Below are 22,003 nucleotides of genomic sequence, written 5' to 3'. Positions count from 1 at the left end.
GAGTAGACGCCGCCCGACCCGCCGCGGCGCCGCCGCGCCTCGCGGTGGGCGGCGGGTTCGTCACCGGCGCAGCGGGTTTGGGTCACGTGGCCGTCACCACCACGAAGCCCGATCAGCTGCACAGCTACTACGCCGCGGTGTTGGACGCGCGGCTGTCCGACTACATCGACGAGACGATCGGCGGCCTGAAGTTCAAGAGCGCCACCACACCGTGGCGATCGCGGCGGTCAACCGGCTAAGGCTCAACCCGATGCGCACCCGGGTGCAGCACGTCAACGTCCAGGTCGCCGAGCTCGACGACATGACGGCCGCCTACCGGCGCGTCAATCAGCTCGGGTTCCGGATGGCGCTCGGCGTGGGCCAGCACACCAACGACAAAGAGCTGTCCTTCTACGCCGTCGCCCCCTCGGGGTTCGAATGGGAAGTGGGCTGGAATCCGATCGTCGTGGACGAGGCCACCTGGGCGCCCACCACCCACCAGGGGATCAGCACCTGGGGCCACACTCCAGAGGGACAGGCGATCATGGAGAAACTCGGCCAGTTCAGGACCGGCGCCGCCTCGCTGTTACGCAGCGAGGACGTGGTGCCCGTGCTGGCGGGCGCGGGTAGCCCGGACCATTGACCGACAGGGAGCAGCGATGTTGCGGATCGACACACACCACCACGCCATCCCGTCGTTCTATCGAGACCTGTTGCGCAAGGCCGGGATCGACGAGGCGGGCGGACGCGAGTTGCCGCGGTGGAACCCCGAGGGATCGCTGCACACCATGGGCGAACTGAACGTCGCCACCGCGATCCTGTCCGTGTCGACGCCCGGCACCGCGTTCTTGCCGAGCGCCGCCGATGCCGCCCCGCTCGCGCGCGACGTCAACGATTACCTCGCCGAACTCGTCCGGGCCAGACCCGACCGGTTCGGCTTCTTCGCGACCGTCCCCTTGCCGCACCTGCGCGAGTCGGTCGACGAGGTCGCCAGGTCGCCCGATCACCTGGGCGCGGACGGCGTTGTGCTGCTTGCCAACAACGCCGGAACCTACCTGGGTCAGGCGGGCCAGGAGGAGCTGTTCGCCGCGCTGGACGTGCGGTCCGCGGTGGTGCTCATCCATCCCGGAGACCTGCCGGGTCCCGCGGTCGACGGCGCGCCGCCGTTCGCGGCCGACTTCCTGCTCGACACCACCCGCGCGGCCTACCTGCTCGTCCGCAACGGCATCCGCCGCAGGTATCCCCACATCAAGTTCATCCTGAGCCACGCCGGCGGGTTCGTGCCCTACGCCTCGCACCGCATGGCGGTCGCCATCATGGGCGACACCGGACGCAGCCCNGGTGCGGTGGCGCTGCCCGCCCAGGGCATCACGCTGGCGACCCCGCACGTCGATGCGCCGCCCGCCGCGCCCGACCAGCCGCGCATCGTCGTTTCCCGTACCCGGCCGCCCGCAATCGCGCTATCCGTGCGCGATGCGTTGGGTGGCGTCCTGGTGGAAATGGGTTCCGCCGGAGCCAAAGTGGCGTCGATCGTGCAGGGCTTGTCCGACGTGTACGTGCACGCCGGCGGCCAGTTCGAATGGGACTCGGCCGCCCCCGTCGCGGTGGCCCGGGCCGCCGGCCTGCACACGTCGCGCATCGACGGGTCGGCGCTGGCCTACAACCAACTCGACCCCAAACTGCCCGACGTGGTGGTGTGCCGTCCCGAGCTTGCCGCAGCGGTTCTCGCCGTGACTTCGGTGCCCAACGTCGAGTAGTGCCGCCGATCGGGTCTGCCGGCAGGCGTCCCGCGCATCCGTCAGGCCGCTCCGCCAGCGTCGGACCGCGTCACAGCGCCGCCCGTGCGGGTGCATGTTCATCTGATGCTTGTCGTTGTTTCCCACCATCCCGGGGAGCAAGTTATCGGCGCCGGACCTCGCGACGCCCGCGGTGCCCATGGCCGACGCACCCACGACCGTGCCCACCAGGCCCATCGTTACCATGTCCATGCGCTGATCGTTGCACCCACGGCGGCGACGACCAGGGGACGACGCCTTCAGCGCGATCCGGTGANGCGCCGCCGCCCGAGGCCGGTACCGCGCTCGATCGGGTGCGCCACGCGGCCAGCCGGGCCGCGATGCGCGGCGTCTCGCGGCTGATCAGCACCCGGTAAGGGCACTCAGCGCAGGGCCTGCTGCCAGGACACGATGCGGTCGGCCAGTTCCGGTCCCGCGTCTTCCTGGATGAAGTGGCTGGCATTGATCCGCGCGTGCGGCTGGCCCGCCGCGCCGGGGACGTGCTTGATCAGGGGGCGGTCCGCGCGCCCGAGGATCGGGTCGCGGGAGCCGAAGATGGCCAGGCAGGGCTTTTCCCAGCGGCTCAGGGCCTTCCAGGCCGCCCTGTTGGCCGGGATCGCGGGGTCATACGGCGACGTCGGCACCAGCTGGGGGAACGCGCGGGCCCCGGCCTGGTACGTCTTGTCCGGAAAGGGGGCGTCGTAGCCGGCCCGGACCTTGGAGGGCACGTGGCGGACCGTCCCGACGGCGACGATGCGACCGGCGGGAAGCACCGGGGAGTAGCGCGCGAAGGCCCGCCACACGTAGAAGGCCGGCGGCGTGGGTCGCTCCGCGGTGGGCAGGAAACCGTTCGCCACCACCAGCCGCGCGATCCGCTCGCCCTGCTCGGCGGCGATGCGCAGGCCGATGAGCGAACCCCAGTCCTGCACGAACAGCGTGACGTCCTTGAGGTTGAGGCGCTCGAACCAGGCGGTCACCCATTCGACATGCCGCTGGTAGGTGTAGTCCTCGGGTTGGCTCGGCTTGTCGGAGCGGCCGAAGCCGATCAGGTCGGGCGCCAGCACGCGGTTCCCGGCGTCGGCCAGCGGCGGAATCATCGTGCGGTACAGGTAGCTCCACGTGGGCTCGCCGTGCAGCAGCACGATGGGCGGGCCATCGGCCGGCCCCTCATCGAGGAAGTGCATGCGCAGCGGCGGGGTGTCGCTCGCCGCCACGTCGAGGTAATTCGCTACGAACGGATAGCCCTCCAGGTTTTCGAATCGGGAGTCTGGGGTTCGCAGCACTCGCATACTCGGCTCCTCCGGGGTGGGACCCCTGCAAGCCTCTCGCGGTGCGGCGATTTCGTCCAGTGGCAGATTGATTGAGGCGGTGACCGGCAACCACTAAACTGCGCACATCATGGCCATCCGGCGCGCCGTCCTGCTCATCGCCGACATCGGCGGCTACACGCATTACATGAGTTGGAACCGGACCCACCTGGCGCACGCTCAGCTAACGGTCGCCGGTTTGTTGGAAGCCGTGATCAACGCCGGCAAGGGCCTAAAGCTCGCCAAACTGGAGGGTGACGCGGCCTTCTTCTGGGCGCCGGACGGCAACGCCAAAGTGCTCGTGTGCGAGCGGCTGTCACGGATGCGCGACGCGTTCATCGCGCAGCGGGAACGGTTCAAGGCGGACATCGCCTGCGAGTGCGCGAGCTGCGGGCAGCTCGACAACCTGTCGCTGAAGTTCGTCGTCCACCAGGGCGAGGTCGCGGAGCAAAAGGTGAAGCGCCACGTCGAACTCGCCGGGGTCGACGTCATCCTGGTGCACCGGATGCTGAAAAACTCCGTGCCAGTGGCCGAATACGTGCTGATGACCGATCCGGTTGCCGCTTGCCTCGACGACCCGATGCGCGGGCTGTGCAAGCCGCTGGTGCACCACTTCGAAGGAATCGGGGACACGTCGACGCACTACATCGACCTTGCCACGTCGGAGGTGCCGGCGGCACCGCCGCGGCGCAGCGGGTTCGGCCGGTTCTCCAAGACGGTGAAGTTCGAGTTGATCTCGCTGCCGTTCCTGCTCGGCATCAAGAAGCCCGCGGAAGGATTTCGCAACCTCGACCGCGCCGAGGACATTCCCGCGTAGCCGAAAAGCGAAGCCTCACTGCGTAGTTGAGCTACCGATCCCGGTCGAGTGCGCGGCCCATTCGCGACAGGGCCTCGCCGAGAATGGCTTTCGAGGTGGCGAAGTTCAGCCGCACGTGCCCGGCTCCGCCGGTTCCGAAGACGTGGCCGGAGCTGAGCGCGACCCGGGCGTGGTCGAGGAACCAGCGCGCCGGCCCGGCCAGGTCGGCGACCACCGCCAGCCCGTCGGCGGCCTGTTCGGTAAAACCGAGCTCACGGCAATCGAGCCAGGCGAGGTAAGTGCCCTGCGGCCATTGATATTTCACCCCGGGAAGGTGTTCGGCGAGCAGCTCACCCAGCAACGTCCGGTTGGCGTCCAGGCCGGTCAGCAGCGCGTCGAGCCAATCGCCGCCGCTGCGGAACGCTTCCGCGTGGGCGATGATCCCGAAGTGGCTGGGGCCGTGGCTGACCTCCTCCGGCATGCGGCGCAGGTCCGCGGCGGCCTCGGGACCGGCGATGGCCAACGCGGCCTTCAGGCCGGACAGGTTCCACGCCTTGGAGGCCGACGTCACGGCCAGGGCGTCCTCCGCGCCCGGCACGGTCAGGTACGGGACGAAGCGCGCTCCCGACAGGATCACCGGCGCGTGGATCTCGTCGGACACCACCCGGACACCGAAGCGCCGGGCAAGCTCGGCGACCCCGCGCAGCTCCTCGGCGGTGTGCACCGAGCCGGTCGGGTTGTGCGGGTTGCACAACAAGTAGGCAACCTTGCGGCCCGAAGCGCCGGCGCGCGCGAACGCGTCCGCCAAGGAGGCCAAGTCGATTCGGCCGTCGGCGTCCAGCGGCGCCTCGACCACCCGGCGGCCGTCGTGCGCGACGAACGCGTAGAACGGGGCGTAGACCGGCGGGTTGACCACGACGGCGTCACCGCGGTCGGTGACCAGTCGCAGCGTTTCGACGACGCCGAGCATGACGTCGGGAACGATCGCGGTGCGGCTCACCTCCAGGTCATGCCATTGCCAACGGCGCGAGGCGAATTCGGCGACGGCCTCGGCAAGCGCGGTGCCGCAAGGGTATCCGGTGTCGCCGATATCGATGGCCCGGCGCAGCGCGTCGGCCACCGTCGGCGCCAGCTGGACGTCCATCTCCGCGACCCACAGCGGCAACACGTCGTCGGGGTGCGCGCGCCACTTCATGCTGGTGCGCAGCCGCAGTTGGGGCAGCGTGAGTTCCTCGAGTGGGTTAAAGCTCACCCCGGCAGACTAGGTGGCGAACGCGTGCTTTGGAATCGTCAGCGGCAGGTCGACCGAACTCAGCAGCCCCGGTTCCGCGGCAACGACATACGGCACCGCGTTGACGACGCGCATCGCGGTGGCGACCATCGCGCCCGCGCCGGAGGTCATGCCCGCGACCCCGGCGCTGCGGGGGTCCTTCAGCGTGGCCGCCAGGGTGCAGTCGATGTCGGGGTCACCGGAGATCGTGACGCGGTAGGACAGATCGCCGATCCCGGTCGGCCAGTCCGGGGCGACGTCGTGCGCGAGCCGGGTGACGTGCTCGATGACGATGGCCTCGCGGCCGTCGACCACGCCGATCGCCCGCATGCGCAGCGCGCCGCACGTGCCGGCCTCCACGGTGCCCATCGCGACCTCCAGCGTCCGGTTGGTGGCCGCACGGTCGAAGAACTCGCGGACTTCCTGGACTTCGACGCCGAGCGCGTCCGCGACCAACCGGATCTGGCCCTGCCATTCGCCGGCGATCGCACCCGGGTAGCCGATCCAGGGCTGGTAGTCCAGCGGCCGGCCGAAACCCAGCGCGTCGCTCATGATGTCGGGGACGCCGTAATCGTCGTACAGGCCGATCTCGAACGCGTGGATTTTCTCGATCGACGACGACTGGGTGGACAGGACCAGCGGCAGGTAGTCGGCGGCGAAGCCCGGTTCGATCCCCGACGCGTACAGCGACACCTGGCCGCGCTTGGCCGCGGCGGCCAACTGTTCGCGCCATTCCGCGGGCTCGTAGGCATGCGGATTGACCAGCCGGGTGGTGCTGGTCGTGACGACGTTGATCCCGGCCTCGAGCAGCCTGACATAGTCCGGGATGGCCAGCGCGTCGCGCTCGGGACCGCTGGCCGCGTAGATCACGCAGTCGGGCTCGAGCGCTATCAGCGCGTCCGCGTCGGTGGTGGCGGCCAGTCCGATCGGCTCGCCGTTGGCGAGTTCGCCGGCGTCCCGGCCATCCTTGTCCGGCGAGTGCACCCACACGCCGACCAGATCCAGGTTGGGGCGCCGCTGAATCGCGCGAATCGCGATCGACCCGATGCCGCCGGTCGCCCACACCACCACCCGATGAGCCGTCATCTTGTTTCTCCTCAGGTGCGTGCGCGTCGCGGACATGATGAAAGCCGAGGCGGCCGTTGCTCTTACGTCGCAAGCTAACAGCCGCGAGTCAGCGCGGTCAAGGGTTTAAGAAAGCAGGCACTATCTTAACGAACAAATCTTAGGTTATGGTGTGGCCAGTGTTCACGCTTAGGTTCGACATGCGTGCCCCCGGCTGGGCGGCGTCAGCCGCCGACCTCTACGCCGGGGCGATCGACATGTGCGCGTGGTCGGAGACCCGCGGCGCTATGTTGGCGGTTCTCTCCGAGCATCACGGGGCCGACGACGGCCATCTGCCCGCGCCGCTCACGTTGGCCGCGGCGATCGCGGCCCGGACGCGCACGTTGGCGATCCTGCTTGCCGCGGTGCCGATTCCGCTGTGGGACCCCGTCCGGCTTGCCGAGGAGATCAGCGTGCTCGACCTGATCAGCCGGGGCCGGGTGTCCTACGCGTTCGGGGTCGGGCATCGAAGCGAGGAATACGAGCACTTCGGCATCGACATGGCCACCCGCGGCCGGGTGGCCGACGAGATCCTGGCGGTGCTGGGCCCGCTGGTGCGTGGCGAGCCCGTCGACTACCGGGGGCGCACGGTCTTGGTCACGCCGCCGTGCGCGTCGCCGACCGGGCCGATGATGCTGATCGCCGGCGGCAGCAGGGCCGCGGCCCGGCGCGCGGGCGCGCTGGGCCTCGGGTTTGTCTCCCAGACCGACCTGCCGGGACTCAAGGAGTTCTACGAAGAGCAGTGCCGCGCCCACGGCCACCAGCCCGGAATGATCCAGTTTCCCGTCCGGGGCGCTCCCACTGCGGTTTTCGTCGCTGACGACGTCGACGAGGCGTGGGACACGCTGGGGCCGTACCTGTTGCACGACGCGGTGACGGCGGCGTCGTACCGGCGAGAAGACGAGCTGAAGAGTTCGGTGGCCAGCATCACCCGGGCCGACAGCGTCGCCGCGCTTCGCGCGGAAAACGGCCCCTACCGAATCTTCACGCCCGACGAGGCGGCCGAGTACGTGCGCGGCGGGCGGCCCCTCCCGCTGCACCCGCTGTGCGGCGGCGTGCCACCCGAGGTGGCGTGGTCCTACCTCGAACGCGCCGCGGCCGCGGCCGCCCGGGCCGGCGAGTAAGGAGAGCGCGCGTGAGACGAGTCGTGGTGTGGTCCACCGGCGGGGTCGGGTCGATCGCGATCGACGCCATCCGCCGCCGGCCGGACCTGGAACTCGTTGGCGTCTGGGTGCATTCGCCCGACAAGGTCGGCAAGGACGCCGGCGAGCTGGCCGGCATCGAGCCGCTGGGGGTGACGGCCACCCACGATGCCGACGCGCTGATCGCCCTGGCTCCCGACGCCGTGGTGTACGCCGCGAGCGGCCCCGACCGCGACGGAGCCGCGGTGCCGGATTACCTGCGGCTGCTGGGGGCGGGCATCAACGTCGTGTCGACATCGTCGACGAGCCTGGTGTACCCGCCGTCGTACTTCGCCCCGGACTGGCGTGACCAGCTCGAGGCGGCGGCCACGTCGGGGGGCGTCTCGTTCTACGCCTCGGGCATCTTTCCCGGTTTCGCCTCCGATCAGCTGGCGCTGCTCATGACGACGCAGTCGAAGAACATCCGCACCATCACGGCCAGCGAGGTCGCGCTCAACGACCATTACCCGGTGGCCGACGTGATGATGGACGGGATGGGCTTCGGCCGTCCGCTGGATTTCGAACCCATGCTCAAAACGCCCGGGTTCATCGAAATGGCTTGGAAGGCACCGATATACCTGATTGCAGGTGGGCTGGGGGTCGAGGTCGAGCGCATCAACGGTTCCCTCGACCGGCAGCTGACCGATCGCGACATCGCGGTGGCGTTCGGCACCATCAAGGCGGGCACCTGCGGCGCGGTGCGCACCCGGGCCGCGGGGGTGGTCAACGGCCGGGAGGCGATCGTGATCGAGCACGTCATCCGGATGGCCCGCGACGTCGCGCCCGGCTGGCCGAGGTCGGACTGCGACGCGACCTATCGCGTCGACATCGAAGGCGATCCGGACATTCACTGCGCGATGACGCTCGGGGCGGCCGAGGGCCACGGCGCCGGGCGCGCCGCCATGGTGGCGACGGCCATGCGGGTGGTCAACGCGATCCCGTATGTGGTCGACGCGCCGCCCGGGCTGCTCAGCTCGCTGGATATCCCGACGACATTGCCGCGGCGCGTGTTTGCCTAGACGTTGACGCGGCTCTCGGCGGCACCGTAGCGTACGTGGACAAATATTAGGTTGGCTAGGAGCTGGGTGTGTTCACGCTGCGCTTCGACATGCGCGCCCCTTCGTGGGGAGCGCCGAAAGTGGCGCTGTACGCCGCCGTGCCCGAAATGTGTGCGTGGGCCGAGGATCATGGCGGCCTGGCCGCGGTGTTCTGCGAGCACCACGGGTCCGAGGACGGCTATCTGCCGTCGCCCCTCTTGTTGGCGTCGTCCGTAGCCGCGCGAACCGAGCGGCTGGCGCTGAGCCTGATCCTGATCCTGCCGTTCTACGACCCCGTGCGCCTCGCCGAGGACATGGCGGTCCTCGACATCATCAGCAACGGGCGGGCGTCCTACATCCTGGCCCTGGGGTACCGGCCCGAGGAGTTCGAGCACTTCGGCGTGGCGCTGAAGGGGCGCGGGAGGCTCGCCGACGAGAAGCTCGAGCTGCTGCGCTCGCTGCTCTCCGACGAAACGGTCAGCCGGGACGGGCGACGGATCATGGTGACGCCGCGCCCGGAGACCGCCGGCGGCCCCGGGCTGATGTGGGGCGGGGGCAGCGTGGCGGCGGCGCGCCGGGCCGGCAGGTATGGCCTGGGCATGCTGGGCAACGCCAACGTACCCGGCATGCGGGAGGCCTACGAGGAGGCCTGCCGCGAGCACGGTCATGCGCCGGGCCCGACGATGTTTCCCAGCCGCGACACCCCGTCAGTCGTGTTCGTCGCCGACGACGTGGACCGGGCGTGGGAGGAGCTTGGCGAGCATCTGTTGCATGACGTGCGAACCTATGCCGCGTGGAATCCCGGGGACGAGACGACGGCCGGCTTCTCGCATGTGAGCACCGTCGAGGAGCTGCGCGCCGCGTCGGCGTCGCACGTGATTATCTCGGTGCCGGAAGCGATTTCGCGGGTGCGCGCCGGCCAGATACTCAACCTGTCGCCGCTGTGTGGCGGGCTGCCGCCGGAGGTCGCGTGGCCGTATCTCAAGCGCGTGGGCGACGTCGTGCTGCCGGAGGCTCTGTCGGAGAGAAAGACGGCGCTATGACCGGGGCCAGCACCGCCGAGGTTTATTACGACCCGTTCGATTTCGACATCGACGACGATCCGTACCCGATCTGGAAGAGGCTGCGCGACGAGGCCCCGCTGTACCGCAACGACAGGTACGACTTTTACGCGCTGAGCCGCTACGACGACGTCTCCCGCGAGCTGATGAACTTCGACGTCTTCCTGTCGGGTCGCGGGACCACCATGGACATCATCATGAGCGGCATCGAGCTGCCGCCCGGCGTCATCCTCTTCGAGGACCCGCCGATTCACGACGTCCATCGCCATGTGCTCTCAAAGGTTTTCACGCCGCGCCGGATGGAGGCGATCGAGCCGCTCACCCGGGCGTTCTGCGAGCGCGCGCTCGACCCGCTGGTGGGCTCGGGCAGGTTCGACTTCGTCGAGAACCTGGGCGCGATGGTCCCGATGCGCACGATCGGTTACCTGCTGGGCATCCCCGAAACCGATCAGGAAGCCATCCGCGACAAGGGCGGCAGCCAGCTCACCCTGAAAAAGGGCACGTTCCGGGCGGTTCCACAGGACTTCCTGGAGCACAGCCACGAGATGTTCGCGAACTATATCGATTGGCGGGTGGACCACCCCTCCGATGACCTGATGACGCAGTTGATTAACGCCGAGGTCGAGGACGCCGACGGAACCCGGCGGCTCACCCGGTCCGAGGTGCTGCTGTACACCAGCATGATCGCCGGCGCGGGCAACGAAACGACCACGCGCCTCATCGGTTTCATCGGCCAGCTGCTGGCCGAGCACCCCGGACAGCGCCGGCAGCTCGTGGCCGACCCGTCGCTGATACCCCTGGCGATCGAGGAGGTCTTGCGCTACGAAGCGCCCTCGCCGGTGCAGGCGCGCCACGTCGCCCGCGACGTCGAACTGCACGGCACGACGGTGCCCGAGGGCTCGATCATGTTGCTGATCAACGGATCCGCCAACCGCGACGAACGCCGGTTTCCCGACGCCGAACAATTCGACATCCGTCGCGGCGCCACTCATCTGAGTTTCGGTCACGGGCTGCACTTCTGCATGGGCTCGGCGCTGGCGCGCATGCAGGCGCGGGTGGCGCTGGAGGAGGTCATCAAGCGCTGGCCGGAGTGGGAAGTCGACTACGCCAACGCGACCAAGGCGCATACCTCCAGCGTGCGGGGCTGGTCGAAGCTGCCCGTCTTCATTTAATCTGCGCCCAGCGTCGAGTTGTGGTGAAGTGGGCCAAATTTGCGCAACAACTCGACGTTCGGCGGGCTACTTGGGTTGGTTGGGTACGCCGGGGAACAACTGGGCCGTCGGCCCCGCGGTCACCCAGTCGCCCAGCTTCGTCGCCAGATGCGGCGCGAAAACCGCCCCATAGAGCAGGTTTCCGATCACGACGACGGCGACGATGGACAGGACCGACGACTGCAGCCGGCTCGACGACCTGCTATCGGCCCACATCTCGATGACGTTGCGTCCCTGCGAATCGGTGCGGCCCAGCAGGTAGGTGAAGACCATCATCTGTATGCCCATCGCGAGCGAGTCGTAGAGCGGGTATTGGTGAATGGTTCCCTCACGGATCGCCAGCCCGGGGATCACCAGGCCGTAATAGAACACGCCGAGCTTGGCTCCCAGGAACCCGTTGAACAGGAGCGCCCAGCAGAAGCCGACGACGAGGCCGACGATCAGCAGCGTTATCGGCCTGCGCCATTGGAATTTCGCGCTGACCCATTTCCCCAGCGCCGCGCCGGTTACGGCCGGAAACACGAAGTAGGAGATGTAGCCGATGGGCACGAACGAGGGCAATCCACCCCACGTCACGTTCAGCGGCCACCATGACGGCATTCGCGGAATGGTGGGTGGGAACTGGGCGTACATCGCCCAGTCGTAGGGCGCCTCGATCCACGAGAACGAGATCGCCGAGATGCAGAGCAGCAGCAGTGGGTGTATCCGGCGCCGGCGGATACTCAGGTAGACGCCGATCGCGGTGAAGGTGATGCCACCGACGAGGGCGAAGCCGCTGGCCGCCTGCATCAACGGCGTCATCCCGGCGCTCATCGATCGCCTTCGTGTGCGGGGGAGCGGCGTGCTTCGGGGTCAAAGCGCAGCACCAGGCCGAAGATCAAAACGATCAGCCCGAACAGCGTGCCGAGCATGATGACTGCGCCCACGTCCGCGCCCCTTCCGGTAACGGGTTCGATCGTCAAGATAGTGCATGCTATCTTAAAAGTCGTGCCCCAGCGACCCGCAGTTACCGCGGCCACGCGCCGGCCGCGCGGCGCACCGCGCAAACTGCTGCTCGAGGCCGCGCGGGATCTCTTCTCGCGCCAGGACTACCGCAGCACCACCACACGCGAAATCGCCCAGGCCGCAGGCGTTACCGAGCACCTGCTGTTCCGCCACTTCGGCTCGAAGGCGGCGCTGTTCCGCGAGGCCCTCGTCCTGCCGTTCACCAGCTTCGTCGACGAATTCGGCCAGACGTGGCAGTCGGTCATCCCCGAGGAGACCAAGGAGGAGGAGCTCGCCGGTCATTTCGTCGGGCAGCTCTACGACGTGTTCGTCGAACACCAGGGGCTGCTCTTGACGCTGATGGCCTCCGAGGCTCTGACCGAGGAGGAGATGGCCGACGCCGGCATCGCCGACGTCAGGCGGGCGTTGACGGTGCTCGGCCGGATCAGCGCCGAGGGCATGCACCTCCGCGGGTTGCGGTCGGATCATCCGGACCTGCCGGCGCACTCCACCGTGGCGATGATCGCCGGCATGGCCGCGTTGCGTTCCACCTACTTCGGGACCAAGCAGCCGTCGCGGGAGGTGATCGTGGAGGAGCTCGTCCAGGCGATCCTGCATGGCTTCCTGCACCGAAACGATTGAGGGGCAAAATGTTACGTTCAGCCGAGCTGTACTACGACCCATACGACGTCGAGATCGACGACGACCCGTACCCGGTGTGGAAGCGCATGCGCGAAGAGGCGCCGCTGTACTACAACGAGAAGTTCAACTTCTACGCGCTGAGTCGATACGAGGACGTGGCACGCGAACTGCCGAACTGGCAGACCTACCGATCCGGTCGGGGGACCACCGCCGACATCTTGTTCAACAACATCGAAGTGCCGCCGGGCATTCTGCTGTTCGAGGATCCGCCGCTGCACGACCTGCACCGCCGCCTGCTGTCCCGCGTGTTCACGCCCCGGCGCATGCTGGCCGTCGAATCCATGGTGCGCGGATTCTGCGTCCGCGAACTCGACCCGTTGATCGGTGCCGGCGGGTTCGACTTCATCGCGGACCTCGGGGCGATGATGCCGATGCGGACCATCGGCTACCTGTTGGGCATTCCCGAGGAGGACCAGGCCAGCATCCGGGATCGCAACGGGGCCTTCATCGACATGGCCGAGGGGCGCAAGCCCGGTGAGGTCAACCCCAACCTGTTCGCGGACACCATCGCGATGTTCGCCGAGTACATCGAGTGGCGCGCCGGCCATCCGTCCGATGACCTGATGACGGATCTCTTGCGCGCCGAGATCGACGAGCCCGACGGCACCCGGCGCCCCCTGTCGCGCACCGAGGTGCTGGCCTACACCGCCATGATCGCCGGCGCCGGCAACGAAACCACGGCCCGGCTCATCGGTTTCATGGGACAGCTGCTGTCGGACCATCCGGATCAGCGCCGCGAGCTCGTCGCCGATCCGTCGCTGATTCCCGGCGCGGTCGAGGAGACGCTGCGCTACGAGCCGCCGTCGCCGGTGCAGGCCCGCTACGTCGCCCGCGACGCCGAGCACTATGGCCGCGTCGTCCCGGAGGGGTCGTTCATGTTGCTGCTCAACGGTTCCGCCAATCGGGACGAACGCCGATTCGCCGACCCCGACCGTTTCGACATCCACCGCGAGGGCGGCCACCTCAGCTTCGGGCAGGGCCTGCACTTCTGCCTCGGCTCGGCGCTGGCGCGGATGGAGGCCCGGGTGGCGATGGAAGAGGTCCTCAAGCGCTGGCCCGAATGGGAAGTCGACTACGCCAACGCCGAACGGGCGCACACCGCAAGCGTGCGCGGGTGGGCGCGCCTGCCCGTCGTCACCGGTTGACTCGCGGCGCCATGGCGAGCAGGTCGTCGACCGACCACTGGTCGTAGGCGTGCGTGCCGTATTTCACCGCGACCACGCGCCCGTCGGCGTCGATCAGCACGTCGGCAGGCAGGCCGAGGTTGCCGTTGGTCGGGTTGGCCGGCATCGGCGCTCGGCGCTTGCTGATCGCGGTCCGGAGGGCGTGCCACCACCCCCTGGGCAGCGCCCGCCACGCGCCGGGGTTGAGTATCGCCTTGGCCGACGCCTCGACGCCGAAGCGGCGGTAGAGCTTCCGGTCGGGGTCGCCGACCACCGGGAAGGCGAGGTCTTTCTCGTACTTGCGCAGTTCGGCCGGGGTGGAATGGAATACGACCACCTCCCGGATGCCGGCGGCGGCGATCTCGTCGAGCCGCGCGGTGATGGAGCGCAGATGGAGGTTGCAGATCGGGCAGCCGGCGAACCGCCGAAATTGCAGATGGGTCAACGCGCCCGCGGGATCGGGGATCGCGATGGGTTCGTCGAGGATTCCGGTCAGTTCCAGTTGTGGAAAACGATCTCCGACGCTGAGGCGGGCGGCGGTGGTATCGGGCATGGCGGCTTCCTCTCGATATTCGTCGTACTGACAGTACGATCAATGTTGACGAGATCGGATTAATTCCCGGTCCACCCGGTGCGGCATACTGTGGGTCCGATGAATTCCTCCCGCAGCCCGTATCGGTCCCCGTTGCGTGCCGAGCAGGCCGCCGCCACGCGCCGGCTGGTGCTTGACGCCGCCACGCGGTTGTTCGTGGAACGCGGTTACGGGGGCACGTCGATCGATGCGATCGCCGAGGCGGCGGGAGTCGGGCGGTCCACCGTGTTCGCCGCCGGCGGCGGCAAGCCCTGGCTGCTGAAAACCGCGTGCGACCGGGCCATCGTCGGCGACGACGAGCAGGTCCCGTTCCATGAACGCCCCGATGCGCGCAAGCTATTCGCGATGGCCGACCCCACCGAGATCGTCACGGGATACGCCGGCCTGCTCAGCGACGCCCAACGGCGGGTGTCCGCCATCTACGAGGTGGTGCGGTCGGCCGCCGGAGTCGACCCGGAAGTCGGCGAACTGTGGACCGAACTCAGTGCGCAGCGCCTGGCCGGGGCGAAGGAGGTGGCGACCCTGCTGAGCCACAAGGGGGGACTGCGCTCAGGCCTGTCCGTCGCGCAAGCCCGCGACATCATCTGGGTCTACAACGACCCCGGCCTGCACTATGCGTTGGTCGGTATGCGCCGTTGGAGCCACGCGAAATACCGCGCCTGGCTGGCCGGCACGTTGAAGTGCCAACTGCTCAGCGGGCTATGAGGCGCTCTCGTCCACCAGGACGGCGCCGTCGGGCTGATTGCCGAGCGTCTGAAGCGGGATTTCCCCACCCTGAGCCGTGAGGCGAACGATCTGGGCCAGCTGCCGGGGGGCGTCGCATTGCAGGTAATGATCCGCGCCGGGCACCAGCCAGTAGCGGTTCCGGCCCTGCTTGGTCTTCAGATAGGTCTGCCAGATGTAGTTGGGGACGCGCACGGGGGAGACGTTGTCGTGCAGGCCCCATACCACCGTGGTGTTGACGTGGCTCTTGGAAAGCGCCTCCAGCCAACTGGTTTCGTCCGCCGCGCGCTCATTGAGGTACTGGATCGTGTCCGGCAGCACGCGGATTCCGTCGTTGTGGGCGAAGCACTTTGCCAGCGCCGCGATCTCCGGGTCGTCCAGCTTCCGCCGGGGCATGAAGGTGCTGACGCCCAAGCCGGCCGCGAGCAACTCCGGCGTGATCGCCGCCGCGGTGTCGCGCCCGGTCGCCGGGTCGAGCAGGGCGGTCTGGAAAGCGGTGAGATTCGCCAGCGGGAGATAGATGTTGGCGTTCGTGAGGATGAGGTCAACGGGCAGGTTGGGTGGGTCCTGAGCCGCCAACATCTCCAGCGCGATCATGCCGACGCTGCTGCCGCGATCATGGGTGAGCATGCGGAATTCGGTCAGTCGCCATACCTGAGTGATCGCATAAACCAGCAGACGCGCGTCGTCGTACAGCGAGTAGGCATGCGGCGCCGGGGGCTTGTCGGACATTCCGTAGCCGGGAAAGTCCAGCACGAACATGTCGAAGTCGTTGCCCAGTTCGCGGGTGAGGGCGAAATAGTCGATGCTCGACGTCGGAAAGCCGTGCACCAGCACCAGCGCCGGCGCCCCGGGTGTGCCGCAGCGGCGGCTGAACACACTGACTTCCTGCCCGTCGTTGGCGGCGGTGGTCGACCGCCACCGAAGTTCCGTCCCGCCGCTTTGCCACTCCGCGAAGATGTCCAAGCTGCCAGCATGTCAGAGGGGATCGCGGTTCGACAACCGCTTGTCACCGTGAGGCGGGCAAAAGGGTCAAGTCCGTCCAGTGCAGCCGGGAAAACTCACGACGGCAACGTGTTCCGGCCTATGGGCAGCTGACGTGAATCCCGAATGTCACCTGGTGGACGTCGCCCTGATTCGGCGACGCCCCCTGACCGGTCCCGGTGATCGTGTAACTCTTGCCGTCCTTCGTCGCCTGCACCTGGGTCGCGGACTGGGGCGCCTGCCAGGGCAGCTGATACTGTCCCGATCCGGTCTTGAGCGAAATGGAGAAGCCGTCGACGCTGGGCGGCTTCTCGTCCGACAAGGACAGCGTTATCGACGCCGAATCGTCGTGAACGCTGATGTGGGTGGTCAGATCCCCCGACTCGGCCGGCGGCACCGCCGCGGAGTTGGTGCACTCGACGCCGGCGGTCATGGTGTGCTTGTTGCCGCCCATCATGACGGTCGTGGTTGGCGGAACCGCACTGGTACTCGTGGCAGAAGGCTGACCCCCCTTGCTCGAGCAGGCCGGCAGGCCGGTCGCCAGCACGACGAGCACGGCGGCGGCGCGAACGAGCCGTCGATTGGTCATCTCACTTCTTTCGCTAGGTCGTCACGAAGGACTATAGGGCTCTCTCGCTCGGCCACGCTTCCCAACTGACCATGGTGCGTAACGGTCCGGCGAATACCGGTCGAACCGCCCCCGACCGCCACCTTTCTTCGATGTGGGGGCCCAGCGCATCGGCGGTGGTGAGCGGGTCGCCGTCGAGGTAAACGACGGTGACGTATTGGTGGTCCGTGCGCCATCCGCTGGGCAGGTGGCTCCAACCGGTGCTCGAACCGAAAGTCCAGGCGCCGGCCGCGCCGGGCGTGGCGAGCAGCGCCGGGTAGTGCTCGGCGTGCAGCCATTGCAGCCACTCGTCCGGGCGGCCGGCAGCGGGTTGCTCGACGATCAGCACGATCCCGCGGTGCGGCCGAAACGGCACCACCTCGGCGGAGACGAGCGCGCGCGGCGCGGCGTGCCATTGCAGCAGGCGTAATCCGGCTACTTGCAGCGACGGGCGCGTGACGGGGAAGCGGCCGTTTTCCCGCAGCGCGCGGCCGAGCGCGACGAAGTCGTCGAAGGTCTTCTCGACGGGGTCGCCGATCAGGTAGTGCACCGCGTTGCCGACCTGTCCCAACGGCCCGTCGGCCGCCAGCCGGCGCTCGAGGTAGTCGCCGTCGGCGATCCAGCGCAACCCGTGGATGATGCCCGGCAGCTGGTACTGCTCGGGCATGTGATCTAGCAGGTGCCAGCGCAGGTAACTGCCGTCATCGTCGGGCGGGGCGGGCGCCGTGAGGCTGAAAAAGCCTGCCTTGACCCGCATCACGCGTCCGGCCCGGCGACGTAGCAGCGGCCACCGCTCGTGGTGAGCAAGACCTCTTGAACGGCGGACTTGTCGACGGCCGGAAACTCGAAGCGGTGCACCTGTTGGCCCGCATCGATGTTGGCATCCTGAGACGCGTTGGTGCCATCCTTGCCGCGCACCAGTGCCGTGACCTTGTCGGCCTTCGAAATGTTTTGCGGCTCATGGAAGTACCACACCTCGATCCCGCCGCCCGACGCATCGCGCCAGCCGTCGGCGTAGTAGCACCCCGGGTTGCCCTCGGCGTCCGGCGGTGGCGGCGGGCAAATCGATAACCCGACGCACGCCGGCGCGCCGGTGGCCGTGACGGGCGCAACGGTCGCGCCAACCGCAACGCCCGCACAACACATCGCGATGATGGCCAGCGCTCGAATCGCTTTCGACATGAGAGCCTCTCTAGGCGGACTGATGCAACTCGGCCAACGCATGCAAATTCTCCAGGTAATGCTGCAGCGAGGTATGGGTGAAAATCGCGCTGACAATGGTGGCGCCGTGCGCGGCGATGTCGGCGAGCGTGTCGCGGGTGCGGCCCGGCTCATTGATCGGGTCCAGGGGCCTGGGCGGTGGCAGGACGACCTCGAACCCGGGCTGAAGGTCGAAGCGGCCCAGCCACTCTCGGACCCGCCCCAGGCTCACGTTGAAGGGGGCCCAGCCGTCGGCCAGGGTCGCGGCCCGGCGCAGCGACCGCAGCGTGCGGCCGCCGACCCAGAGCGGAACGCGCCGCTGGACGGCGCACGGATCGACGACCATGCCGCCGAACGAATAGAACTCGCCGTCATAGGAGGGCTCGGGCACCGACAGCGAGGCGCGCAGCGCCCGCAGCGCGTCGTCGCCGCGTGCCCCGCGGTCGTCGAAGGGCACGCCGAGGAGGTCGAACTCCTCCTTGAGGCTGCCGACGCCGACCCCGAGGATGAGCCTGCCGTTGCTGACTTTGTCGAGTGTGCCGTACCGCTTGGCGATCTCGAGCGGGTGGTGATACCCGAGCACCAGCACGTTGGTGGCCAACCGGATCCGTCGCGTGCGCGCCGCGAGATAGCCGAAGGTGGCCAGCGGATCCCAGTAGCGGGCTCCGCGGCGGTGCTGCTCGGCGGCGGGCAGCGCGATGTGCTCGCTGCAGGTCAGGTGGTGGTAGCCGAGTCGGTCTGCGGCTTCGGCGATCTGGGCCAGGTCGTCGATGGAAGCCTGTTTCTCCCATTCGCCGCTGATCTGCGGCAGCATCGTCACCACCGGTGTGGATATCGACAGACGAGCGCTCATCCCTGCATGTACCCGCCGGCGTCCACGGGTATCGATTGCCCGGTGATGGTTCGGCTCTCGTCGCTGGCCAGGAACAGCGCCAGGTTGGCGACGTCCTCGGCTGAGGAGATGTCCTGCAGTGCGGCGCCTTTGAGGGATCTGGCGCGCTGGGTCGCGAAGTCCACGCCCTGCTCGTCGGCGGTGCGTTGCACCCAGTTGCGAAACAGCTCGGTGTCGATGGCGCCGGGCACGATGCAGTTGCACCGAATGCCGTACGGCCCGACTTCGAGCGCGACGGCCTTGGTGAACGCCCGCAGCGACGCCTTGGCGGCGACGTAGTGGGTCTTGCGGACCATGCCCGAGTAGCTGGCCGTGGAGGAGAAGTTGAGGATGACCCCGCGACGGCGTTGCAGCATCGACCGGTTGAGCACTTCACGCGTGCACAGCATGGCCGCGGTGACGTCGATGGCGAAGGTGGCGTTCCAGTTGTCCAGCGTCTGCTCCCAGATCCAGCGGTCCCGTCCGGGCGCGGCGGCGTTGTTGCACAGGATGTCGACGTGGCCGAACGCGTCGACCGCCTTGGCCACCATGGCCGCGACGTCGTCCTCGTTGGTCACGTCCGCACGCATCGCGATGGCTCCCGGGCCGGCCGCGTGGGCGGCGTCGCGGACCAGCTCTTCGCGCCGGGCGGCGAGCAGCACGCGGGCGCCCTCCGCGACGAACAGCGCGCCCATCACCGGCCCCAGCCCGCTGCTGGCGCCGGTGATGATGGCGGCCTTGCCGTCGAGACGGCCCGTCATCGCGGCAGCGTTGTGGGACAGCGGGTTTGGAGCCACGCGTGGATCCGCTCGGCCACCGCCTCCCACCCGGGCTCGAGCATCATGTCGTGGGCCATCGCCGGGAAGATCTCGGCGTCGGTGCGGTATGCGGCCGCGGTCGCGCGGACTTCGCGCTGGGTGAAGACGATGTCGTCTTCGGCACCCAGGACCAACAGCGGGGTGCTGACCTTGCGGGGCCTGGGCAGGTTGAGCACCAGCATCTCGAGCACGAACCTGGACACGTACTCCTCGTTGAGCTGCGCGGTGTAGCGCGCCACGTCGGCGGGGGGAACCGCCTCGCACAAGAAAGTCTCGCGGGTCAATTCCGGCGAGCCGCCCACGCTGGGCAATGACTTGCCCATGGCCAGGCTGCGCGCGGTCAGCCACGGGTGCCGTTGGAACCGGTGTAGGAAGAACCGGGCGATCCCGCCGGGAGGCACCGAGGCGAGCAGCGCGGCGGCCGGTGCGTCGTGCGACTCCAGGTACTTCTGCACCACGAAGCCGCCCATGGAATGCCCGATCACCACCGGCCGCCGGGGCAGGCCGTCTGCAACGGAAGCGACGTCGTCGACGAAGTCGGCCATCGAACAGAACCGCATGCTGCGCGGTGCGGGACTCTTGCCGTGGCCGCGCAGGCTCACCGCGACCGATCGATAGCCCCTCGCCGCGAAGAAGCCCAGGAAATGCTCGTCCCAACACCAGGCGCCGTGCCAGGCGCCGTGGACAAAGAGCAGCGGCGTTTTCTGAGAATCGCTGACGGGCCCCTTATCGATCACTTCCAGCACGCCGCTGAGACTAGCGCGAATAACGACGCGAAATCGCTAAACAAAAAGAACGGCATTGGCTATTCGGCCGCGCCGGATGCGCCAAAATCAAACATTTATGACCGACAAAGGAGCGGGGGAACGGCGCACTCTGGTGCTGGCTGCCTTCCCGGTCGAGGCCGATGCGTTCCTCTCGCATACCGTGTTGGACCGCCACCCGGTGGTGCGGGCCGATCGTCGCCACTTCTACCTCGGCTCGGTCGGCGGCAAGAAGGTGATCGTCGCGATGACCGGCATCGGGATGGTGAACGCGACCGAGACCGCCCAAACAGCTTTCGCGCGCTTCGCGAGCGAGTCATCGCTCTCCATTGGGGCGGTGCTGTTCACCGGTGTCGCCGGCGGCGGTGCGCGCGTCAACATCGGGGACGTGGCCGTGCCGTCCCGCTGGACCCTGGACGGCGGCGCGACATTTCACCCGGTCGACGCCGGCCTGCTGGCCGCGGCGCAAGCACTCGGCGCCGATCTGGGAAGCGTTAATTACCTGCGCCACAACGCTCCCCGCGTCAAGCTGGTCGATCTGAAGCGCCGGCCGCGGCTGGTGGTCGGTGGCGACGGTTACAGCTTCGACAACAACAACGGCCAGGCGTTCCCGTGCATCCCGAACTGCGGCGGCGTCTTCGGCTGTCAGCCCCGCCGCGCGCCGGATCGCTCACTTCTGCACACCGGCAACTTCTTTCGGGCCGCCGGGCCCTGGCTGCGAAAAGCCCTCGTGACCAACGTGAACATCGCGTGGGTTGCTGACCCGTCCTTCGACGCGACGGACAACGAGACGGCGGCGGTGCAGGCGGTTGCCGACGCGCACCGGGTCCGATTCCTCGGCATCCGTGGGATTTCGGACGGGGCCGGCGACCCGCTGCACCTACCGGGCTTCCCGTTCCAGTTCTTCTTCTACAAACAGCTCGCGGCGCAGAACGCCGCCCGGGTGGCAGCGGCCTTCCTGCAGAGCCGGGCCGGCGCCTGAATTGACTTCTTCCGCAGGCTATTCGGGCCCACGACCGACGGGCCGGGCCGGATCCGAACACCACTCCGACCACGACCCGGGATACAGCGCCGCTTGTCGGCCCGCCGCCGCAAGCGCGGCGATCGTGATGGCCGCGGTGACACCCGAGCCGCAATAGACACCAACGCGGCCATCGATGCCACGGCCGGAGAACAACTGACTGAGCGCGCCTTCTCCGATAAACGTTCCGTCGTCCGACAGCACGGCGCCGCTGGGAAGGTTCTTGGCGCCGGGGATGTGACCGGCGACAGGATCCAGGGGTTCGACGTCGCCGCGAAACCGTTCGGGTGCGCGGGCGTCGAGCAGCGTCACATCGCCGGTCTGCTCCGCCGTCAGCGTGGGCCGATCGCCGGCGTACAGATCGTCCTGTGGCACAGTCACATTCCCGGGAGCGGGGTTGACCGGGCCGGTCTCGAGGCTGTGCCCGGCCGAGCGCCAGGCGGCCAGGCCGCCGTCGAGAATGCGCACGTTCCGCAGGCCGGCGGCGGTCAGCACCCACCAGGCTCGCGCCGAACCGGCGCGATTCCAGTCGTCGTACACCACGACCGGATCGTCTTGCCGGACTCCCCATCGGCGCGCGGCCGCCTCCAGGTTGCGGCCGGACGGCAGTGGATGACGGCCGCGGCCGGCGACGCCGTGGTCGCTGAGTTCGTCCTCGAGCGACACGTACACCGCGCCCGGTAGGTGACCGTCGAGGTAGGCGGCCCGGCCGTCGGGATCGTCGAGCCGCCAACGCACGTCCAGGATCGCCGGCGGGTCGCCGGCCTCGATCAGGCGGGCCAGCTCCGCGGCCGTGATCAGCACCCCGTCCCGCGCCTGCACGGGCGCACCTCCTTGCCGTTTAAGGCCAGCC

At 68.4% G+C, this 22,003-nt stretch carries 24 protein-coding genes and 1 pseudogene; 11 read left to right on the top strand and 14 right to left on the bottom strand.

The features are described from left to right. Nucleotides 1-622, top strand: a pseudogene (locus tag BN4348_RS44340) (VOC family protein); the annotation flags it as partial. Between the two features lie 16 nt (nt 623-638). Next, nucleotides 639-1,736 (top strand): inositol monophosphatase family protein, encoded by a 1,098-nt coding sequence (locus tag BN4348_RS62845; protein ID WP_084454229.1) that lies wholly within the window; start codon nt 639-641, stop codon nt 1,734-1,736. A gap of 401 nt (nt 1,737-2,137) precedes the next feature. Here BN4348_RS62845 and BN4348_RS44325 read toward each other — a convergent pair whose 3' ends face one another. After that, the gene (locus tag BN4348_RS44325) at nt 2,138-3,043 is read right to left on the bottom strand and encodes a haloalkane dehalogenase (protein ID WP_066913768.1); all 906 of its coding nucleotides are present in this window, start codon (nt 3,041-3,043) and stop codon (nt 2,138-2,140) included. A gap of 109 nt (nt 3,044-3,152) precedes the next feature. Here BN4348_RS44325 and BN4348_RS44320 point away from each other — a divergent pair, with 109 nt between their 5' ends. Next, nucleotides 3,153-3,878, top strand: a complete 726-nt coding sequence (locus BN4348_RS44320) for a DUF2652 domain-containing protein (protein ID WP_066913765.1) — start codon at nt 3,153-3,155, stop codon at nt 3,876-3,878. A gap of 31 nt (nt 3,879-3,909) precedes the next feature. On the opposite strand, the gene BN4348_RS44315 is transcribed toward BN4348_RS44320, so the two are convergent. After that, nucleotides 3,910-5,052, bottom strand: coding sequence for a MalY/PatB family protein (locus BN4348_RS44315; protein WP_407937924.1), 1,143 nt, complete (start codon nt 5,050-5,052; stop codon nt 3,910-3,912). Nucleotides 5,053-5,118: 66 nt separating this feature from the next. After that, entirely contained in the window at nt 5,119-6,213 is a 1,095-nt protein-coding gene (locus BN4348_RS44310; RefSeq protein WP_066913759.1) for an NAD(P)H-dependent amine dehydrogenase family protein, read from the bottom strand. A 158-nt stretch (nt 6,214-6,371) separates the two neighbouring features. On the opposite strand from BN4348_RS44310, the gene BN4348_RS44305 reads away from it, so the two are divergent. The 4 genes from BN4348_RS44305 to BN4348_RS44290 all read left to right on the top strand — a co-directional run bounded on the left by BN4348_RS44305 (nt 6,372) and on the right by BN4348_RS44290 (nt 10,682). Beyond that, nucleotides 6,372-7,355: an LLM class flavin-dependent oxidoreductase gene (locus BN4348_RS44305; RefSeq protein ID WP_066913756.1), complete on the top strand. Its 984-nt coding sequence runs from the start codon at nt 6,372-6,374 to the stop codon at nt 7,353-7,355. Nucleotides 7,356-7,366: 11 nt separating this feature from the next. Then, complete coding sequence (locus tag BN4348_RS44300) at nt 7,367-8,431, top strand: NAD(P)H-dependent amine dehydrogenase family protein (RefSeq protein ID WP_066913753.1); 1,065 nt, start codon at nt 7,367-7,369, stop codon at nt 8,429-8,431. Between the two features lie 68 nt (nt 8,432-8,499). Continuing rightward, the gene (locus BN4348_RS44295) at nt 8,500-9,492 is read left to right on the top strand and encodes an LLM class flavin-dependent oxidoreductase (protein WP_066913750.1); all 993 of its coding nucleotides are present in this window, start codon (nt 8,500-8,502) and stop codon (nt 9,490-9,492) included. Beyond that, nucleotides 9,489-10,682: a cytochrome P450 gene (locus BN4348_RS44290; protein ID WP_066913747.1), complete on the top strand. Its 1,194-nt coding sequence runs from the start codon at nt 9,489-9,491 to the stop codon at nt 10,680-10,682. The genes BN4348_RS44295 and BN4348_RS44290 overlap by 4 nt, the downstream gene beginning before the upstream one ends. A 66-nt stretch (nt 10,683-10,748) precedes the next feature. Here the strand turns inward: BN4348_RS44290 and BN4348_RS44285 are convergent, their stop codons facing one another. After that, nucleotides 10,749-11,534, bottom strand: a complete 786-nt coding sequence (locus BN4348_RS44285; RefSeq protein WP_066913744.1) for a spirocyclase AveC family protein — start codon at nt 11,532-11,534, stop codon at nt 10,749-10,751. Then, nucleotides 11,531-11,683 carry a hypothetical protein gene (locus BN4348_RS60465; protein ID WP_167670451.1) on the bottom strand — a complete coding sequence of 51 codons (153 nt, stop codon included), beginning with the start codon at nt 11,681-11,683 and terminating at the stop codon, nt 11,531-11,533. Before BN4348_RS60465 ends, BN4348_RS44285 begins: the two co-directional genes overlap by 4 nt. Nucleotides 11,684-11,708: 25 nt before the next feature. On the opposite strand from BN4348_RS60465, the gene BN4348_RS44280 reads away from it, so the two are divergent. Both BN4348_RS44280 and BN4348_RS44275 read left to right on the top strand, forming a co-directional pair. Continuing rightward, on the top strand, nt 11,709-12,347 hold the full coding sequence (locus tag BN4348_RS44280; protein WP_235852743.1) for a TetR/AcrR family transcriptional regulator: 639 nt from the start codon (nt 11,709-11,711) through the stop codon (nt 12,345-12,347). Nucleotides 12,348-12,355: 8 nt separating this feature from the next. Beyond that, nucleotides 12,356-13,552, top strand: a complete 1,197-nt coding sequence (locus tag BN4348_RS44275) for a cytochrome P450 (protein ID WP_066913741.1) — start codon at nt 12,356-12,358, stop codon at nt 13,550-13,552. Here BN4348_RS44275 and BN4348_RS44270 read toward each other — a convergent pair. Next, nucleotides 13,542-14,123, bottom strand: coding sequence for a peroxiredoxin-like family protein (locus BN4348_RS44270; protein WP_066913737.1), 582 nt, complete (start codon nt 14,121-14,123; stop codon nt 13,542-13,544). The genes BN4348_RS44275 and BN4348_RS44270 overlap by 11 nt on opposite strands. Nucleotides 14,124-14,222: 99 nt before the next feature. Between BN4348_RS44270 and BN4348_RS44265 the strand changes: the two genes are divergently transcribed. Further along, nucleotides 14,223-14,867: a TetR/AcrR family transcriptional regulator gene (locus tag BN4348_RS44265; protein WP_066913777.1), complete on the top strand. Its 645-nt coding sequence runs from the start codon at nt 14,223-14,225 to the stop codon at nt 14,865-14,867. On the opposite strand, the gene BN4348_RS44260 is transcribed toward BN4348_RS44265, so the two are convergent. The 7 genes from BN4348_RS44260 to BN4348_RS44230 all read right to left on the bottom strand — a co-directional run bounded on the left by BN4348_RS44260 (nt 14,862) and on the right by BN4348_RS44230 (nt 20,111). Then, nucleotides 14,862-15,851: an alpha/beta fold hydrolase gene (locus BN4348_RS44260; protein WP_066913734.1), complete on the bottom strand. Its 990-nt coding sequence runs from the start codon at nt 15,849-15,851 to the stop codon at nt 14,862-14,864. The two genes, BN4348_RS44265 and BN4348_RS44260, sit on opposite strands and share 6 nt — an antisense overlap. Nucleotides 15,852-15,969: 118 nt before the next feature. Then, nucleotides 15,970-16,458, bottom strand: coding sequence for a lipoprotein LpqH (locus tag BN4348_RS44255; RefSeq protein ID WP_066913731.1), 489 nt, complete (start codon nt 16,456-16,458; stop codon nt 15,970-15,972). Between the two features lie 31 nt (nt 16,459-16,489). After that, a complete protein-coding gene (locus tag BN4348_RS44250; protein WP_066913728.1) occupies nt 16,490-17,233 on the bottom strand; it encodes a hypothetical protein in 744 nt (247 codons plus the stop codon). Next, nucleotides 17,233-17,658 carry a hypothetical protein gene (locus tag BN4348_RS44245; RefSeq protein WP_066913726.1) on the bottom strand — a complete coding sequence of 142 codons (426 nt, stop codon included), beginning with the start codon at nt 17,656-17,658 and terminating at the stop codon, nt 17,233-17,235. The genes BN4348_RS44250 and BN4348_RS44245 overlap by 1 nt, the downstream gene beginning before the upstream one ends. Before the next feature lie 10 nt (nt 17,659-17,668). Next, nucleotides 17,669-18,529 (bottom strand): LLM class F420-dependent oxidoreductase, encoded by an 861-nt coding sequence (locus BN4348_RS44240; protein ID WP_066913723.1) that lies wholly within the window; start codon nt 18,527-18,529, stop codon nt 17,669-17,671. Continuing rightward, a complete protein-coding gene (locus tag BN4348_RS44235) occupies nt 18,526-19,308 on the bottom strand; it encodes an SDR family NAD(P)-dependent oxidoreductase (protein ID WP_066913720.1) in 783 nt (260 codons plus the stop codon). Before BN4348_RS44235 ends, BN4348_RS44240 begins: the two co-directional genes overlap by 4 nt. Next, nucleotides 19,305-20,111: an alpha/beta hydrolase gene (locus BN4348_RS44230; RefSeq protein WP_066913717.1), complete on the bottom strand. Its 807-nt coding sequence runs from the start codon at nt 20,109-20,111 to the stop codon at nt 19,305-19,307. Before BN4348_RS44230 ends, BN4348_RS44235 begins: the two co-directional genes overlap by 4 nt. Before the next feature lie 97 nt (nt 20,112-20,208). Between BN4348_RS44230 and BN4348_RS44225 the strand changes: the two genes are divergently transcribed. Beyond that, nucleotides 20,209-21,111, top strand: a complete 903-nt coding sequence (locus BN4348_RS44225) for a 5'-methylthioadenosine/S-adenosylhomocysteine nucleosidase family protein (protein ID WP_084454227.1) — start codon at nt 20,209-20,211, stop codon at nt 21,109-21,111. Nucleotides 21,112-21,129: 18 nt separating this feature from the next. Here BN4348_RS44225 and BN4348_RS44220 read toward each other — a convergent pair whose 3' ends face one another. After that, entirely contained in the window at nt 21,130-21,972 is an 843-nt protein-coding gene (locus tag BN4348_RS44220) for a sulfurtransferase (protein WP_066913714.1), read from the bottom strand. Between the last annotated feature and the right edge of the window lie 31 nt (nt 21,973-22,003).

It is taken from the genome of Mycobacterium interjectum (genome assembly GCF_900078675.2).
Classification (GTDB): domain Bacteria; phylum Actinomycetota; class Actinomycetes; order Mycobacteriales; family Mycobacteriaceae; genus Mycobacterium; species Mycobacterium interjectum.
The sequence above is the reverse complement of the archived record's forward strand: the minus strand, read 5'-3'. Positions and strand labels throughout refer to the sequence as shown.